Source organism: Paenibacillus sp. JMULE4 (genome assembly GCF_013337105.1).
GTDB lineage: Bacteria > Bacillota > Bacilli > Paenibacillales > NBRC-103111 > Paenibacillus_G > Paenibacillus_G naphthalenovorans.
On the sequence record NZ_SGWF01000001.1, the window covers coordinates 32,965 to 49,825 of the forward strand.

A 16,861-nucleotide genomic window follows, 5' to 3' on the forward strand; every position below is an offset into this window, starting at 1 on the left:
AGTGGAGTCGTTTTCAGAAATTGATCAGATTTTATTGGAGACGTATTTTACGTATTTGCCTGAAGCGAAAAGCGAGACAAGCGGTCAGTTAATAAGCTCTGTTTCAATCAAGAAAAGTGCATTGGCGTTAAAAGAAATCTTATTAAAGGGAAATATTAAAGGCTGGGATGTTCCAAAAGATGTTCGATTTGTTCAGGGCATGTACAATGAGCTCATTATTAATAACAAAGCGTTAAAGAAGGATGCCAAGCAAGCAGAGCAAGTAAACATTGATAAAATTTCGGACGAACAGTTGATCGATCAGATATTGCGTAAAGCAGTAAGTGATTTAGATATGGACGAAAATATACTTGTTGCAGCTAGCGTAGTAGTTGGATTGCAGCTTGGACTTCGCATTAGCGAAATCATTACTATGTATAATGCCTCCATTGAGCCAATTGGCGGAGAAACTAAATTAGTATACAACACCGGTAAACTGCAAGCCGAACCTACGAGGGTGTATAAACCAGCGAATGCCCTTGTCGTACAAGCCATTACGAAAGTTGAAAAATACACGGATCCGTTAAGAAAAGAATCGGGCTTACCGTATTTATTTCTTAATCGAATACGTAATGTCAAAGGATATCCCGTGGGTATAGTTTCCCATGCAAATTGGTCAAAGAATTTTTTAAGACCCTGGCTTCAAAAACACAATCTCCGATATAAAAATGGAGATATTGCTGATTTTTCATCTCATACATTCCGCCACGCTTGCGCTACGTATGCTTTAAAAGGCGGGGCCTCTCTGGAAACCATACGGGAATTGTTAAATCACAAGTCCATTAGAGGTACACAGCACTATACCCACCTGCTTCAAGAGGATGTAAGGAACAAGTTCGCGAAAGTATTCAATGAAGGCGCAGTTCTTGTTGGTAAGCAGGCTCTTCAAATAAAAGAAAAACTTAAAGTAAATAACCCATTCAAAGGAAAGACCATCGAACAAGTTGATAAATTGCGTAAAGCGCATAAGATTCAAATTTTGTCACATGGACTTTGTCTTCACCATCCAATGCGAAATGAACCTTGTGAAGGCGACGGGGTATGTTTAGGATGCCGCAATTTTTTGACTACTCCGGACTTTCTTGAAGTTCATAAAGGCCGGTTGAAAAAAATTCGTAGCGAATTGGCATCTGCACCTGCTGGAGGTCCTTATGAGAACAAGTTAAAGACAATTGAAAAATACCTCGTAGGAATTATTGATGAGTTGGAAACCCAGGTGAATTATTCCGGAATTGATAATCATTCAGATTACAATATCACACCAAGCGAATGGGAGGGAATGGCATGAGTGACCCTTCTAAAGAAAATAAACTCGTTACACTGGAGCGTATCGAACAAGCAATAACAAACCTCCGAAAAGGAAAGAAAAAACTGTCCATATCAGCGATTGCTAAAAAAGCTGGCATTGAGCGAAAGACGATCTATAATCGTCCTGATCTTAAGGAACGCTGTGATCAAGCCATTTTGTTGCAGATGGAAATTGAAAAAGGGACAGAAGAAATTGCAGCTACTGCAATCGAAACGTCAACCAGACCAAGCGGCAAAAGACTGCTTGAGAATCGGTATGAAAAAGTTAAGCAGGCGCTTCAGAATGAGAAGGAAAAGAACGAGAAACTTCTGGAAATATGCAGAAAACATGTCATAGAGAAAGCACAACTAAAATCTCGTATCGAATATTTAGAAAATAAAATTCAAGAACTAAGGGATAGGCAATTGAAACCATTCAAATAAAGGCTTGTGCTTGACCGCCACCATGTGACGAGCCGCACGCTGGGAGTCGCGCACGGCTAATAGAAATAAATAAAGGTTTCGTATACATGCCATATAAGCAGCAACCCTTACCCGTATAGGAACGCAACACCTTACAATCCGGCGAGCTTTTGCAGCCGTTGGGCAATCTGCATAAAATCCTCATTCGAGATGCCAGGGGCAAATTCTTCCGGCACTTCTTCAAGATTGGGCACTTCCCTCCTTGGGGAACTCCTCTGACGACTTCCAATCGCTCTCCGTCGGACGGGTGGGATCCTTTCCAGATTTGAGCGATATCTTCATAGTCTGAATCGCTAAACGTATATAACTTTCGATGAATTCCCTGTTCTTCGTATTTGCGGGTCGCATCAAATGCCCGATTCTCAAGATTGGGAATAGGGAGCATTTTTTTTAAGTCGACTCCGGTCATGATTTCGAGCGCCTTCGCGTAAGCAAGCACATGAACTCCCCCGCGGACCAGCAAGTAACCCGTCATTTCGCGGGCGACAGGATGATCTGTCATCTCGTACACACGCATCTTATGGGTGCGGGCGCCGCATTCGAGAAAAAAGTTATGAAGCAGATCAAGTACCAGATTGCCACTGTTAAAGACATAATCACCGTTCCATGCTTTGCCCATCGAATCGCCGGGCAACGAGGTTTGAGCCGTTGCAATAAAATGGTAGGTATTGCGTTTGTCAACCCCGTTGCGCAGAGGGGCCTCATCCGGATCTGCCGGAAATGTGGAACCGGACAGGCACAAATTAATGGAATTCATCACCAATTCCACATGGCCAACCTCCTCCGCCGTAATGCTGGCCACAAGTTCATAAAAGGGCTTCAGCTTTTTTTTTGCTGCGAAAATTTGAAGATTGGACCAAATAATTAGGGCTTGCTGAATAATCAAAAAATCCTTATCGTACAAGGATTTTGAGGCACTTTTGTCGAATTCATCTGCAAGGAAAATACGGGAAATCGGTAAAAAACCTTGCAGATGGAGTGAGCGAAAATGTTCGTGTTGAATCGAGATATGGCAGACCTGCTGGAAAACTTCTATTTGCCCTTTGGCGGGAAATTAAATCCAACCAATCGTTGGGTCCAGCTTGCGTCGATCATTCCTTGGGACAAAGTAGAAGAAAAATACGTGAGCTCGTTCCAGTCACCGATCATCGGCCAAAAGGCGTACCCTGCACGTATCGCTCTCGGCTCGCTCATTATCAAGGAGCGCCTTGGTTTAAGCGACCGCGAGACGACCTTGCAAATCCAAGAGAATCCGTATTTGCAGTTCTTCTTGGGCTACACCGCGTATGTCGATGAAGTGCCGTTTCATCACTCCCTGCTCACGCATTTTCGGGAACGGCTCGGCCTGGAAATCCTGGCTGAAGTGAACGATTGGATCGCCCAAGCCGCGCTGCAAGCAGAACGAGAGGCCGAGGCGAAACCGAAATCGTCCAAACGAGATCGTGATGACGACGACAACGATGCGGGTGGCTCGCAGCTCACCATGGAAGTAGGGGAAGCCCTCACCATTCCTGAGGAAACTCCCGCAACAGCTAAGAAATCCCGTAACATAGCTAAAAGGTTCCATGTCTTGCCACCAGCATCAGCACCGACTGCGAACGTGAGGAATAAGGGGACCCTCATGCTGGATGCGACATGCGCACCTGCAGACATCAAGTATCCGACGGATTTGGGGTTGCTGAATCACGCGCGTGAGATCCTCGAAGACATCATTGACATACTGCACCATCCCCATATTGGAGTGATGGAGAAGCCGCGCACATACCGCGAGAAAGCCAGAAAATCATATCTGGGCGTATCCAAACAACGCAAGGCATCGGGCAAGGTGATCCGCAAAGCGATCAAAAAGCAACTGGGCTACGTGGGACGGGATCTGCGGATCATTGAAGCACTCGTGGAGCATACGCCTCTCACGGAGCTGAGCAAAAGACACTATCGTCAGCTTCTGATCATCTCGGAACTCTACCGTCAGCAGCGCGAAATGATGGAGAAGAAAATACACGTCATCGCTGATCGTATCGTGAGTATCCAACAGCCGCATGTCCGTCCGATGGTTCGAGGCAAAGCTGGAACGAACGTGGAGTTCGGCGCCAAAATCGCCGCCAGTCTGGTGGATGGATACGCTTGGATCGAAACGGTTGAGTGGGACAGCTTCAACGAGGCAACAACGCTGCAAGCATCGGCGGAAGCGTACAAACAGCGATTTGGGTATTACCCCGCCGTCATTTTGGCTGACAAAATCTATCGCAATCGAGACAATCTGAACTATTGCAAAGAGCTTGGGATTCGCCTTAGTGGCCCAAAGCTCGGTAGGCCCTCGAAGGAGCAAAGTGAAGTCGCCGATCGTCGGCAAGAGCGGCAGGACGCCGCACAGCGCAATGCAATCGAAGGAAAGTTTGGAGAAGGCAAGCGCAAATTGGGACTGGGTCGCATTCATGCACGTGGTGCCGAAACCAGTTTAACCGTCATCGCCCTTCAATTTCTGGTCATGAATTTGGAGCGACGACTACGGGTTCTCTTTTTGCCTTTTTTCAAACTGCTTGGGTTTAGAGGCTTACGTTGGGTGTAGACTGGGATGGATCTTGTTCAGCAAGCCCTAATTAGGGCTTGCTGAAAAATCAAAAAATCCTTATCTCACAAGGGTTTAGAGGCACTTTTGTCGAATTCATCTGCAAAGAAAACACGGAAAATCGGTAAAAAACCTTGCAGATGGAGTGAGCGAAAGTGTTCGTGCTGAATCGAGATATGGCAGACTTGTTGGAAAACTTCTATTTGCCCTTTGGCGGAAAATTAAATCCAACCAATCGGTGGGTGCAGCTTGCGGCGATCATCCCTTGGGACAAAGTAGAAGAGAAATATGTGAGCTCGTTCAAGTCCCCAGCCATCGGCCAAAAGGCGTACTCGGCACGTATCGCCCTCGGCTCGCTCATCATCAAGGAGCGCCTTGGTTTAAGTGACCGCGAGACCACCTTACAAATCCAGGAAAATCCATATTTGCAGTTCTTCTTGGGCTACACTGCGTATGTCGATGAAGTGCCGTTTCATCACTCCCTGCTCACGCATTTTCGGGAACGGCTCGGCTTGGAAATCCTAGCTGAAGTCAACGACTGGATCGCCCAAGCCGCGCTGCAAGCAGAGCGAGAGGTCGAGGCGAAACCGAAATCGTCCAAGCGAGATCGCGATGACGACGACAACGACGCGGGCGGCTCGCAGCTCACCATGGAGGTAGGGGACGCTTTCTCTATTCCCGAGGAGCCCCCTGTTGTGGCGAAGAAACCCCGCAACATGGCGAAAAAGCTACACGTCCTGCCATCTACAGCCGCACCGACAGCGGAAGTCATGAACAAGGGCACCCTCATGCTGGATGCGACATGCGCGCCTGCGGACATCAAGTATCCGACTGACTTGGGGCTGCTGAATCACGCCCGTGAAATCCTGGAAGACATCATCGACGTACTGCACCGTCCCCATGTCGGAGCGATGGAGAAGCCGCGCACGTACCGCGAGAAAGCCAGAAAATCGTACCTGAGTGTTTCCAAGCAACGCAAGGCATCGGGCAAGGTGATCCGCAAAGCGATCAAAAAGCAACTTGGCTACGTGGGACGGAATCTGCGGATTATTGAAGCCCTCGTGAAGTATACGCCTCTCACGGAACTGAGCAAAAGACACTATCGCCAGCTTCTGATCATCTCGGAGCTCTACCGTCAGCAGCGCGAAATGATGGAGAAGAAGACACATATCGTCGCCGATCGCATCGTGAGTATCGAACAGCCGCATGTACGTCCGATGGTTCGAGGCAAAGCTGGAGCGAACGTGGAGTTCGGCGCCAAAATCGCCGCCAGTCTGGTGGACGGTTACGCTTGGATCGAAACGGCACAATGGGACAGCTTCAACGAGGCAACCACGCTGCAAGCATCGGTGGAAGCGTACAAACAGCGATTCGGGTATTATCCCGCCGTCATTCTAGCCGATAAAATCTACCGCAATCGAGACAACCTGAACTATTGCAAAACGCTAGGGATTCGCCTTAGTGGCCCGAAGCTCGGCAGACCCTCGAAAGAGCAAAGTGAAGTCGCCGATCGTCGGCAAGAGCGCCAGGACGCTGTACAGCGTAATGCGATCGAAGGAAAATTTGGAGAAGGCAAGCGCAAATTGGGCCTAGGTCGCATTCGGGCGCGTGGCGCCGAAACCAGTTTGACCGTCATCGCCCTTCAGTTTCTGGTCATGAATCTGGAGCGGCGACTGCGTGTTCTCTTTTTGCATTTTTTCAGACTGCTTGGGTTTAGAGACTTACGTTGGGTGTAAATGGAACGAATCTTGTTCAGCAAGCCCTAATTATTCAACGTAGACATCTCCCCGAAACGGCCGCCTAATAGTTCCTGCACGGCCGCGGCGGCGTTAGCGTCCGGATGTTTGGAAACAGGCAATGCAATGGGCAATCGATTGATGCGCTTGAACATGGTGGACATCATCCCCTTACCGAATTGTTTATGACAGGGGACGTTTGTCTCATGCCGCGCCGGAGCGCTAAGAGAGCATAACCCAAATCATTTGCTGCGTGCGCAGAAAAAATGGGGAATTGTCTGTTTGCAGCAGGACATGATCCGGTTTCACGTCGGTTATCGTACCCCGAACAGGGTCCCGAAACGTTTCAATAACCACCGGCTTTCCTTGAAGCGAGCGCAAGGTGTGATGAAAATACGGGTCAACCAAGGTTACTGTGGATAATGCGGGATTTGCCGTTTCCCTGTACATTCCATTCGGATAAGCATACACGATGAAATCTCCTCCTCATTCTCGTTACCATTTAGCCTATGCCGAAGTAAGGAAGGTTGTGTTTCCGCCTGCGTATAGACAAACAACCCGATAAAAATGACCGGAAACCGGGCGGATGCCGTTGTCGCTTCTTCACGTCTGCCATAGACTGATGCTGTAAGTTCAAAATTCACCTACCCAAGGAGGAATGGTTTCGAATGCAGTTTACTAAACAGGCAATGCCCATGTTTACGCATGACCACGCCGCTTATGTCAGGCAAATGTACGACTGGCACATGAAAATGGCTCAATATCACGACCAATTGCGTGCCTTTCATCTGGAAAGAGCGAAACAATTTCAAAAGCTGGCCGAAGAAAGAGCGAAAACGTCAGAAATATCCAGCGATACAAGCGCCGCTTAAAGGCGAACCGACATGGAGCGATGTGATGAATTGGCAGCATTCCGAATCAAAATCTGGGACCGTTATGTAACCCTTCGTTCCCAATATGGAACCCGGATGCCCTTGTCTTTCGATCAGTTCTGGTACGACTTTCTGGCCAGACACATGATATCCGACAGCGGAGTCGAGCAAGTGTATGAGGACTTCTGCAACAACTGGGAGAATCAGTGTTTGCGAAATGTTCGCGATTCAAGCCACCGGTAGGAAAACCGGTGGTTTTTTCACGAACCGGCTCATCATCTCAGCTTTGCCGTCAACCCGGAACTGCGAGGTATGGTTTTTGTCATTTCGGGGAAAATATTACATGGACCAAACGCGAAAGGAGGGGAGCCGATGCGTTGGATCGGCTGGTTTAAAAAGCAAGACAAAAGCTGTACGCCGACACTCAACCTCCCGCAGGCAACTTGTCTCCGCAGCACGTGCAGCAATTGTTTCATGATATTCACGATGCACAAGTGCATGAGTTGGAAACGGGAGGGCGGAAAGTAAAGCTGTTCTACATCCGTTCCTTTGTGGATCAAAAACAGGTCGAAAGCGACGTCGTGCTTCCCCTTTTGCACGCCCCGGACGAACAAGCAGGACAAAAGGTGATCTCTGAAGATCGGGTGAACGTAACGACGCTGAAGCAAGCCGAAGAGCTCGTCCTGCAGGAAGGAATTCTTGTTTTTGATGAAATCGGGAACGTTTGCGCAGTCAAAAAGCAGAATCAACTTGGCCGCGCCATCGATTTTTCCGAGCAGGAATCGATTGTGTACGGTCCCAAAGACAGCCTGAACGAGTAGCTTGACAAAAACTTGACCTTAATCCGCCGCCGGCTGCGCGTAGCAAGCCTAAAGTCAAAGAAATGGACGGTCGGATCGCTAAGCAAAATCTCCGTTGTGCTGCTGTACATGGAAGGCATTGTAAATCCGGAACTGGTGCGGATCGCTGAGAACAAGACGAAACATATTGATTTCGATGTTCTTCTCGATTCCTCCCATATCTCCGCATTGATGGAGGACCACGTCAACAGCGTTTTTCCGCAATTTCAACAGACGGACCGTCCGGACGTGCTGGCCGCGGCGCTGGCCAGCGGCAAAGTGGTCTGGCTGGTGGACAATACCCCGTTTGCGCTTGTAGCGCCCATCACGTTCTTTGATATGTTTCAGTCCCCGGAGGATTACGTTCACCGATGGATGGTGAGCAGCTTCCTGCGGGGGCTTCGTTTTGTCGCGTTTGTGGTCGCCCTGTTGTTGACCCCCGCTTACGTGGCGGTGACGGTTCACCATTATCAGATGGTTCCGCTGGAGATGTTGTTTGTCCTGATGCAATCCCGCAGTGAAATTCCGTATACTCCGTTCTGGGAAGCGCTGCTCATGCTGCTGACGCTGGAGATATTAAAGGAGGCCAGTTTGCGCATGCCGACCAAATCCAGCCAGACGCTCGGCATCATGGGCGGTATTGTCATCGGTCAAGCGGCCGTGGAAGCAGGAATTGCAAGCAATGTGATGGTCATTGTGATCGCCATCTCCGCTATCGCCTCGTTTCTCGTACCCAATTATTTGATGACGAACGCGAGCAAGCTGCTCCAATTTACCCTGCTCGTTCTGGCGGCTTGGCTTGGCATGTGGGGCATCGGGTTTGGTTTGCTCTGGCTGTGCATCCACCTGTACGGGCTGACTTCGCTCGGACAACCGTATTTGTCTCCGCTTAGCCCTTTTTTTGCAAGCGACTGGAAGGATACTGTGTTTCGCTCGCCGCTGTCCCGGATGCGTACAAGACCGGCTTATTTGAAACCGCTGCAGCGGATGCGCGTTTCCGGGAGGAAACCTTGATGGCTTCTCGTGTAGGTTCGGCCGGTTTGTTTTCGATTTCAGCGCACTTGGGCTTCTTGTCCCTCGCCTTCTGGGCGAACCGGATGCAAACGTTATATTACCTTCTATATTTGCCCAGTGTGCTTGCAGAGCCGGTCATGATCGCCCTCATCCTGCTGGCGGCGGGATGCTCGCACCTTAACATTTTGATGATTGCCCGCTGTTTTGCATGGAAAGAAACGCCCGGCGGTTACCTCGGAATCGTCCGCGCGTTGGGACCGGCGGTGTCTTTCCTGTTTTTGCTTGCGGGTCTGTTCGCTGTTTTGATGAAAGGCATCGTGCTGATGATGGGTTATGTCGATATTGTGCACCATATTTTGTTTCCCGCCTTAAATGCTACGTTGTTTGGCATCCTGCTATTGTGTGCTTGCGTATACCTGGCTCGATTGGGCATGGAGAAGACCGTTCGTTTTGCGATCATTGCGTTTGTCGGCACGATATGGGTTACCTTCCTTTACGTGCCGTTCGCGTTTTCGCCGGCTGCCGAATACCGCCATCTGCTCCCTCTTCTTCCGGAGCACATGCCCATGGGAGCTTGGCAAACCTTTCTTACGATGGGCGGCTTTCTCCGGTCCCGAATATATGTTGGCATTGCCGAAAGAGGCGGTAGACGCAAACGGCTCTAATTGCCGCCAATGCATTTACCGCATTCGAGTATATATTCTTTTTTGTCATTTGCCTGACGTTTTACGGATCCGATTATTTGCAGCGGCAAGACTTGCCGATCGTCGATCTGATCCGGTATGTTCAGCTTCCTTTCGCCGAACGGCTGGAAATGATCCTGATTCCGGCCTACGCCATTTCCGTCGTTTACGTCGTCGCTATTCTGCTCCTGTATGCGGCGGGAGCAATCCAATGTCTTGCGCGCAGTCGTCTTTCAGCAGGAAGAGCGCCTATTTGGCTGGCGTTCTGCGTCATGCTTCTGCTGACATGGATGGCCGGTCGCTGGATATGGCCGGATGAATGGAAAGCCAAGGAGTGGATCACATGGCTTTCATGGCTGGATGCCAGCTCGTATACCGTTTTGCCTTCTGGATTCTTCCTCTTGGGATGGATCACGATTCGCAGGACATGGAGGAATCGACATGCCGGCGGCTCGTCATAAACCGCTTCTTCTATTACTGGCGTTGCTTGTTCTCGGCGGTTGCTCGTTTGTCGATAAATACCATTGAGGAAATATCGCCGGTTGTATTGCTTTATCTGGATGAAGGGAACGACGGATCCGTAAAACTGTCTACCATCATGCCCCCGCTGAAGAAAGAGAAAAAGAGCGTGATTACAACGACCGTCCAATACGTTAATCGAGGGGAGATACTTACGAAACTTGAAGTATTACCGGGAAACGAAAGGGGGGCAGATCCGAATGATTTTCTTCTCCGAAGCCATGGCTAACCGGGGGCTGACGTCTCTGCTCGATACGTTACTGCGTGATCCCGAAATTTCCAGCCGCGTATTTCTCTCTGTTGAGAGTGGCGATATGATCGTATATCTGAACAGGCAACTGCAGAGCGGGCAGGAGCAAATCGACTTGTATCTGTACAAAATGTTTGCGCACTACGAAAAGCAAGGGCAATTGACGACAAGCAACCTGCATGAATTTCTGGCCAAGATGTACAACCCTTATGCCGATCCGGTTCTTCCCTATTACTCGGTCGCGAACAATGAACTTCGTTATTCCGGGACGGCGCTGTTCCGTGGGGATAAGATGGTTGGGAAGATTCCGCTGTCCGATGACGTCTTTTTCCAAATGCTGCGTGAGAACAAGAGGATTCAAAAGACAGTGCCGCTAACGGAGGCGGATGTCGTGCTTGGCAGTATCAAAACCGAGCGGCGAATTGGTTTTACCGATTCGTTCCGGAACGTTCATATTGACGTGATGCTTAAAGGACGGGTGGAAGAAGTCCCCGCTGGACAGAAGACGGACAGCTCACGTGAACTGCAGGAGTTCGAGCGCATGCTTGAACGGAGAATCCAGGAGAAGCTGAAGAAGGTCATCGATCGAACCCAGTCGTTATCTGTCGATCCGTTCGGCCTGGGCATGCACACGGTAGGATGGAAGGAACGGCCATTCACCCGTGAGCAGTGGAACAAACGATGGCCGGTGATGGACGTGACGATCCATGTTTCGCTGAAGCTGGAGCATACCGGGATGCTCGATTCGCATGCGGACCGGCGATGAAGACGCTACTCGCGCGCCCTGTGTCGCTCGCCAATTAACGCGTCTTCATGACATGGAACGTTTGGAGCCGCGTACAAAAGCGCTTACATTACCCAAACAGCAAGTTCCCTGCGGATTGTAGATCTCGCATGCGCAGCGACCAGCCTGTAGCTGAGTTTTGATCCGGTAGGGACACGCATAGGTGGGATCAAAGCGGAACTTTCACGATGCGGATTGCTTCTTGGCGGAATAGGATGATTCGTTTCTGGACAAATTAAATGCTGTTTGCATAAATCTGGAAAGGCGGATGCCTGCATGTCACCAACATTCAGTACAAGCGTTGAAAACCGGACTATATCCGGCCCAAGACAACCGAATCGATGCAAAAATTGCATCTGGGGCAACTGGGATGGACTGAAACAATTTTGTTCGAAACCCGTCTGCATTAAGAAACAACCGATATAAGTGAAAGACGCCATCAAATGACAAGGTGCGGGATGAGTATCCATTTAACCATTGCTTTGTGGACAGTATGGGCGGCGTGGAGATGGGGGCGGTGGACACAGTTTCCCCAGTGCTATCCTACGCTGTTGTACATTTCTTGTTGTCAATTGCTTTACGAAATTTTTTCGCATGAAAAATTTTATGTGTGGCGTCTGGAACCGGATCCCATACCGGCATTGTTATGCTGCACACCTTTTGCATTTATCCTTTGACTGCTTTCTCTACCTGACTCGTTTTCCGGAAGTCGAATGGAAGGCTGCGGTTCACATTGCAAAATGGGTGCTGATCTATATCGGTGTAGAATGGGTTGGATATCGCTTCGGTTATATTACCTACTCCCACGGCTGGAATTGCTGGTGGTCGCTTTTCTTTGATGTACACATGTTTCTGATGCTTCGCTTTCATCATACAAAGCGGGTTTGGAGCATCCCGATGACGATACTGTCCATATTCTTTTACTTAATCATGTTCGGTTATCTGTAAAGAATTCATGCCTAGTGACTGGCATTTTTTCCGAGGAAGCATATAATGACGTGATCCAACTTTGAGGAGTGATGAATCATGTCCGTTGCGGCTCAAACAAGTACAAAGAGTTTACCTCCCTTTTCCATATGGGGAGTTCATGCATCTGTCGCCGGAAGACCGGTTGTGTGGGGCAAACTCGTGATGCGTGTTTTGCCGGACCAACAATTTCAAGGCACCATCCAATTTCGCGGAACGCCGATTCCGATTGAAGGAAGCTGGAATGAAAGCGCGCAGCAGATCACGTTTCATTCCCCCTACGCCGCCTACTCCGGCCATTTAACCATCTATGACGATGTCCAGATTCAACTTCGGCATCTGGTTCTCACCGGACGTCTGCGGATGCTACCCCCCTCTTTACAGGCGGGCGAATATGGAACCTGGGTAGCGACAACTGATATAAGCTTGCCGGAGTATAGCGGCTATGTCCCACCCCAACCGTCTTCAACTTCGCTGCCGCCGGTTGGCGTATTTGTAACGTCGAATATACTGCATGGAAACTCGCGTATATAAAGCAGGCACATATCCGTCATTGTCCCCAAATATGGCCTTGACGGATAATAAATGACCGGTGCCGGGTTCTGTGCAGGGTATGGAAATGAAATCGCTGGTGCATCGTTTTGTCAACAGAAGAGCAAATGATGGGTATCCAGATAACGGAAAGGGGTGGCATCGGTGGACGAAAATCAGATTCATCATGCAATCGAACAAGCCTATCAATTGATTGTTGAAGCACACCGCAACATGACTGACATTTGGCGCACTCACGTACTGTTTACGCGGCAATGGTGGTTGGGAGTAGGTTTATCGATATGCCCCTGGCTATTTTGGATCGGATTCCGGGACAAGAGAGCTACGGGACAGTTTCTCCTATCCGGGTTTACGATGATTATCGTGTCATCGTGGCTGGACCAGCTTGGGATTGCCATTGGACTCTAGCATTATCACTGGGAAGTCATACCGTTCATGCCTGCCAATTTTCCATGGAATTTTTCACTTCTTCCCGTCACGGTTATGTTCTTACACCAGTATAAGTCTGGCATACATCCGTTGTTCAAAGCTCTCCTATTTGGGGGATTTTCCGCTTTTGTGGCCGAGCCGATCTCACAAATGGCCGATTTATACCACCCCGTTCACTGGAACATATATATTCGTTTCCTATCTAGTTACCCCTGAAAAAGTCGGGCTATTTTGACAAAATAAAAAGGAATTCGGCACCTCAAAATGGAAATTGTTATTGTCCAGATAACAATCCATCCATCCCCGAGGGAAGAATTCCTTTGTTTAAGGAGTTCAACGCAGAGCCTCGGGAATCCTTCCTTGAGGTGATGAAAATGTTGAAACTTCGTGACGAGCAAATAACGATGTGGGATGCGATTCTTCCGGAAGCTGTTAGAACGCTGCCGGCCGAACTTGCCATCATCGATCGCTTGCTGGACGACGAAAAATTTCTTCAACCATTCGCGAAGCTGCATCCGAAAGGCAAGAAGAGCGGTCGCCCTACGCTGGCGATCGAGAAGTACATCCGTCTTATGGTCTTGAAACACAAATATAATTTGGGCTACGAGTCGCTCGTGAAGGAAGTTGGCGACAGCATCACCTGGCGAATGTTCTGCCGTATTGCCATCGATGAGAAGATGCCGGATCCGTCCACGCTCATCTATGCCCGCAAACGCTACGGCGATAAAATCGCCCAGGACATCAACGCTGCGCTTATCAAACAGTGTGAAGAAAAAGCGATTCTGAAAACCCGTAAATTCCGTACAGACACGACTGTCGTGGAATCCGACATTCATCACCCGACAGATGCTACGCTATTGCAGGATGGTGTGAAGGTCATCACGCGAATGATTCAGAAAATCCGCAAGGTCGCTTCCCACGCCGTTCAAGGCTTTGAAGATCGTACGGCTGAAGTTAAAGAAAAGATTCTGTCCATCGCCAAAGTACTGCGGCGTCGCACACGGGAATCGTGGGAAGAAGTTGACAAGATTACGCAAAGCGTAATCGAAGTAACCGACAGCGTCGTAAAGGGTGCACAAAGCGTCGTAGAAAAACTGCAAGACAAGGGCAAAACGGCCGTTCAGCAAAGCAAAGCAAAACTGTCGGCGGCGGTCGAGCTTACCGGGAAACTGCTGGAACAAGCCAGACAGGTCGTCTCCGGCAATCGTATCATCGCCGATCGTATCGTCAGCTTCTTTGACCCCGAAGCCAGGCCGATCAAGAAGGGCAAGCTAGCCAAAGGCACGGAGTTCGGATACAAGGTGCGAATCGACGAGACGGAAAGCGGCTTCGTCACCGGTTACGCCGTCTACGAGGGAAATCCCTCTGATGACGAATTGCTTGTTCCCGCCATAGAAGCACATATCAAGCAGTTCGGCAAAGCACCGCAGGCCGTAGCCACCGACCGCGGCTTCTCAAGCAAGAAGAATGAAGCAGCCATTACTGAACTTGGTGTAAAGCGAGCCAGCTTGCCGCGAAAGGGCAAGAAAGGCATTGCCCGCACGGAGTACGAAAACGAAAAATGGTTTAAGGACTTGCAGCGTTACCGTGCAGCCGGAGAAGCGAAGATTAGTCTTCTCAAGCGCAAGTACGGTTTGAACCGCAGCAGGTACCGGGGCTTTGCTGGCTCAAAATGCTGGGTCGGCTTCGGAATCCTGACCCACAATCTGCAAAGAGCAGCAAAAATGCTTCAAAACTAAGGTAGAAATAGAAATCCGGGGGAACCGACATCCACAAAACCACTCGGCTCCCCGAGACCATTTTTAAAATTGGACTTTTTCAGGAGCAACTATCTATGTTGGGCTGTACCTGCTGGCTTCAAGCATTGCCAAGAAGGGCATAGATTGCGGTAAGTCTTTTCAGGAAGACTCTAACCCCTGACAATCGCCGATCATCAAATTTTACCATTCATTAATTTTCTGACGGGTTGACATATTACATACTGATGCCATTTCAGGAGGTGATCAACATGACGGTAGCTTCTCAATTGAAAACAGCTGTAGCTTCATTAAAAAGCGCGCAGGCGAGTTTTGAACAATTTGCGTTAAATACACAAAACCAGCAGGCCAAAACCACGTTCACAAATGCAGCGCAACAGACACAAAACATCATTGACCAGGTCATTCCACGGTTACAACAAATTGAACAGGAAGAACCGCAGTATAAAGGGTTCTAAAAAAGGCCATGCCGATCTCTTCTCGGCATGGCTGCCCCTTTATTCCATCGTAGATGACTTGATTGGGAGGCTGATTTTCTTGGCATGGATAGCAGGATTATGGCTAGTAAATACGGCACTGTTGATCATTATTGCGGTTCGGGAGGTGCGCCGCCCCGCCAAAGCGTTGACTTGGATATCAGTCGGACTTGTATTACCGATTATCGGATTCGTTTGTTACCTGTTCGTCACGAATCCTGTGCAAATGCGGCGGGACAAGCTCGTTTCTTCGCACAATAACCCGATAGCGTTGCCTCCAGCATGCGGTCACTCCGCTTTTGTTATCGCCCGGGCTTTGCAACCTTTGTCTGTCAGTGGCCTTCGAACCGGTTCCGTCCAAATCCTCACGAACGGGATGGAAACCTACGGAAAACTCCTTCAATCAATTCAGGCCGCACAAAAGACAATAGATCTTGAATATTACATATACCGGAATGACCATATCGGTAAACGTATCACAGATGTGCTGATTGACCGGGCTTTATCCGGTGTGAAAATTCGTTTTATAAGGGATGGCTGGGGAAGTCGGTCGTTTCCCAAACATGCGGTTCGCCGGATGATGGAAGCAGGCATTGAATGCAGGACTATTTTTCCCATGCGATTCCCCTGGGTACTATCCAACTTGACATACCGGGATCACTGCAAGATCGTCATCGTCGACGGAAAGGAAGCTTTCATGGGAGGAATCAACGTTGGGGACGAGTATACCGGAATGAAGCCGGATGTCGGTTTTTGGCGCGACACTCATATGCGGTTAACCGGCGAAACAGCGGATGATGTGAAAGCCGTTTTTGAGGCTCACTGGAAAATGGCGTCACCGGACATGCTCCATTCAACGGGAAAGGCAAAATTTATCCCTGAATTGGCTCAACTTTCAGACGATAAAGCCATTCATCCCTTTCCATCCGGCAAAACGGAACGATCCGGATACGGATGGGAATGGGGATCGGAGCTGGGAACGATGGAGAGCACCCAAACTGGAAAAGCTTCCCCATCCGAGGATTCGCATAGCGTCTATATACAGATATTTGAAGGCAATCCCGGGCTGCCTACCCCGGTCATTCGGGAAATGCATTTCATCTGCCTGACGCAGGCGACCCGAACCATCGACGTGACCAACCCTTATTTTATACCCGATGCGGATATCATGATGGCCATCAAAACAGCCGCGGCGCGTGGCGTTCGAGTGAGATTACTGGTGCCGCGCCAAGTGATTCCTAAAGTTGCAGGAGCTGCAAGCCGTACGTATTATGGCGAACTCGTGGAAGCAGGGATCGATGTGTTTCAGTACAACAAAGGGGTGCTGCACGCGAAAGTCATGATTATCGATGGCGAGATTGCCGAAGTGGGTTCTTCCAACTACGATCTCCGTAGTTACCGTTTAAACTACGAAGTGTGTGCAGTGCTGTATAATTCCGATGTGGCTCGGGTGCTTACGGAACAATTCGAACGGGATCTCACCGACTCCATTCCTTTGCGAATGGAAGATTATCTGCATCGTTCTTCTTCTGAGCGCATTCTTGATCAAGCAGCGCGCGTTTTATCTCCGTTGTTATAAATAGGGCTTGCTCAACAAGAATCGTTC

General features: G+C 49.3%; 17 protein-coding genes and 3 pseudogenes. 17 read left to right on the forward strand and 3 right to left on the reverse strand.

The window, feature by feature from the left end; translation table 11 throughout:
* Nucleotides 1-55 precede the first annotated feature (55 nt).
* Both EXW96_RS00180 and EXW96_RS00185 read left to right on the forward strand, forming a co-directional pair.
* Nucleotides 56-1,327: a tyrosine-type recombinase/integrase gene (locus EXW96_RS00180; RefSeq protein WP_254611144.1), complete on the forward strand. Its 1,272-nt coding sequence runs from the start codon at nt 56-58 to the stop codon at nt 1,325-1,327.
* On the forward strand, nt 1,324-1,770 hold the full coding sequence (locus tag EXW96_RS00185; RefSeq protein WP_174349556.1) for a DUF6262 family protein: 447 nt from the start codon (nt 1,324-1,326) through the stop codon (nt 1,768-1,770). Before EXW96_RS00180 ends, EXW96_RS00185 begins: the two co-directional genes overlap by 4 nt.
* A 131-nt stretch (nt 1,771-1,901) precedes the next feature.
* On the opposite strand, the pseudogene EXW96_RS00190 reads toward EXW96_RS00185, so the two are convergent.
* Nucleotides 1,902-2,681, reverse strand: a pseudogene (locus EXW96_RS00190) (manganese catalase family protein); the annotation flags it as partial.
* 116 nt (nt 2,682-2,797) lie between these two features.
* On the opposite strand from EXW96_RS00190, the gene EXW96_RS00195 reads away from it, so the two are divergent.
* Both EXW96_RS00195 and EXW96_RS00200 read left to right on the forward strand, forming a co-directional pair.
* Nucleotides 2,798-4,378 carry an IS5 family transposase gene (locus EXW96_RS00195; protein ID WP_074729564.1) on the forward strand — a complete coding sequence of 527 codons (1,581 nt, stop codon included), beginning with the start codon at nt 2,798-2,800 and terminating at the stop codon, nt 4,376-4,378.
* 155 nt (nt 4,379-4,533) lie between these two features.
* The gene (locus EXW96_RS00200) at nt 4,534-6,114 is read left to right on the forward strand and encodes an IS5 family transposase (RefSeq protein ID WP_375256423.1); all 1,581 of its coding nucleotides are present in this window, start codon (nt 4,534-4,536) and stop codon (nt 6,112-6,114) included.
* A 29-nt stretch (nt 6,115-6,143) separates the two neighbouring features.
* On the opposite strand, the pseudogene EXW96_RS00205 reads toward EXW96_RS00200, so the two are convergent.
* Nucleotides 6,144-6,269: pseudogene (locus tag EXW96_RS00205) on the reverse strand (manganese catalase family protein); the annotation flags it as partial.
* Nucleotides 6,270-6,336: 67 nt separating this feature from the next.
* On the reverse strand, nt 6,337-6,585 hold the full coding sequence (locus EXW96_RS00210; protein WP_174349557.1) for a YuzF family protein: 249 nt from the start codon (nt 6,583-6,585) through the stop codon (nt 6,337-6,339).
* 197 nt (nt 6,586-6,782) lie between these two features.
* Between EXW96_RS00210 and EXW96_RS00215 the strand changes: the two genes are divergently transcribed.
* The 13 genes and pseudogenes from EXW96_RS00215 (at nt 6,783) to EXW96_RS00275 (ending at nt 16,834) form a co-directional block, all read left to right on the forward strand.
* On the forward strand, nt 6,783-6,986 hold the full coding sequence (locus EXW96_RS00215; RefSeq protein WP_079911412.1) for a hypothetical protein: 204 nt from the start codon (nt 6,783-6,785) through the stop codon (nt 6,984-6,986).
* A gap of 12 nt (nt 6,987-6,998) precedes the next feature.
* Nucleotides 6,999-7,229 carry a hypothetical protein gene (locus tag EXW96_RS00220; protein ID WP_174349558.1) on the forward strand — a complete coding sequence of 77 codons (231 nt, stop codon included), beginning with the start codon at nt 6,999-7,001 and terminating at the stop codon, nt 7,227-7,229.
* A gap of 215 nt (nt 7,230-7,444) precedes the next feature.
* Nucleotides 7,445-8,839, forward strand: a pseudogene (locus tag EXW96_RS00230) (spore germination protein).
* Nucleotides 8,839-9,504, forward strand: a complete 666-nt coding sequence (locus tag EXW96_RS00235) for a hypothetical protein (protein ID WP_174349561.1) — start codon at nt 8,839-8,841, stop codon at nt 9,502-9,504. The pseudogene EXW96_RS00230 and the gene EXW96_RS00235 overlap by 1 nt, the downstream one beginning before the upstream one ends.
* A gap of 47 nt (nt 9,505-9,551) precedes the next feature.
* Nucleotides 9,552-9,983: a GerAB/ArcD/ProY family transporter gene (locus tag EXW96_RS00240; protein ID WP_309224973.1), complete on the forward strand. Its 432-nt coding sequence runs from the start codon at nt 9,552-9,554 to the stop codon at nt 9,981-9,983.
* Nucleotides 9,984-10,178: 195 nt separating this feature from the next.
* Entirely contained in the window at nt 10,179-11,057 is an 879-nt protein-coding gene (locus EXW96_RS00245) for a Ger(x)C family spore germination protein (protein ID WP_483874526.1), read from the forward strand.
* Nucleotides 11,058-11,669: 612 nt separating this feature from the next.
* On the forward strand, nt 11,670-12,023 hold the full coding sequence (locus EXW96_RS00250) for a hypothetical protein (protein ID WP_174349563.1): 354 nt from the start codon (nt 11,670-11,672) through the stop codon (nt 12,021-12,023).
* A gap of 165 nt (nt 12,024-12,188) precedes the next feature.
* Complete coding sequence (locus tag EXW96_RS00255; protein WP_309224970.1) at nt 12,189-12,575, forward strand: hypothetical protein; 387 nt, start codon at nt 12,189-12,191, stop codon at nt 12,573-12,575.
* A gap of 162 nt (nt 12,576-12,737) precedes the next feature.
* Nucleotides 12,738-13,001, forward strand: coding sequence for a hypothetical protein (locus EXW96_RS27035; protein ID WP_254611145.1), 264 nt, complete (start codon nt 12,738-12,740; stop codon nt 12,999-13,001).
* 27 nt (nt 13,002-13,028) lie between these two features.
* Complete coding sequence (locus EXW96_RS27985) at nt 13,029-13,238, forward strand: CBO0543 family protein (RefSeq protein WP_302621086.1); 210 nt, start codon at nt 13,029-13,031, stop codon at nt 13,236-13,238.
* Between the two features lie 158 nt (nt 13,239-13,396).
* A complete protein-coding gene (locus EXW96_RS00265; protein ID WP_074730150.1) occupies nt 13,397-14,761 on the forward strand; it encodes an ISNCY family transposase in 1,365 nt (454 codons plus the stop codon).
* A gap of 269 nt (nt 14,762-15,030) precedes the next feature.
* Nucleotides 15,031-15,237 carry a DUF1657 domain-containing protein gene (locus EXW96_RS00270; protein WP_101807379.1) on the forward strand — a complete coding sequence of 69 codons (207 nt, stop codon included), beginning with the start codon at nt 15,031-15,033 and terminating at the stop codon, nt 15,235-15,237.
* Between the two features lie 79 nt (nt 15,238-15,316).
* Nucleotides 15,317-16,834, forward strand: coding sequence for a phospholipase D-like domain-containing protein (locus EXW96_RS00275; protein WP_174349565.1), 1,518 nt, complete (start codon nt 15,317-15,319; stop codon nt 16,832-16,834).
* The last annotated feature ends 27 nt before the right edge of the window (nt 16,835-16,861 follow it).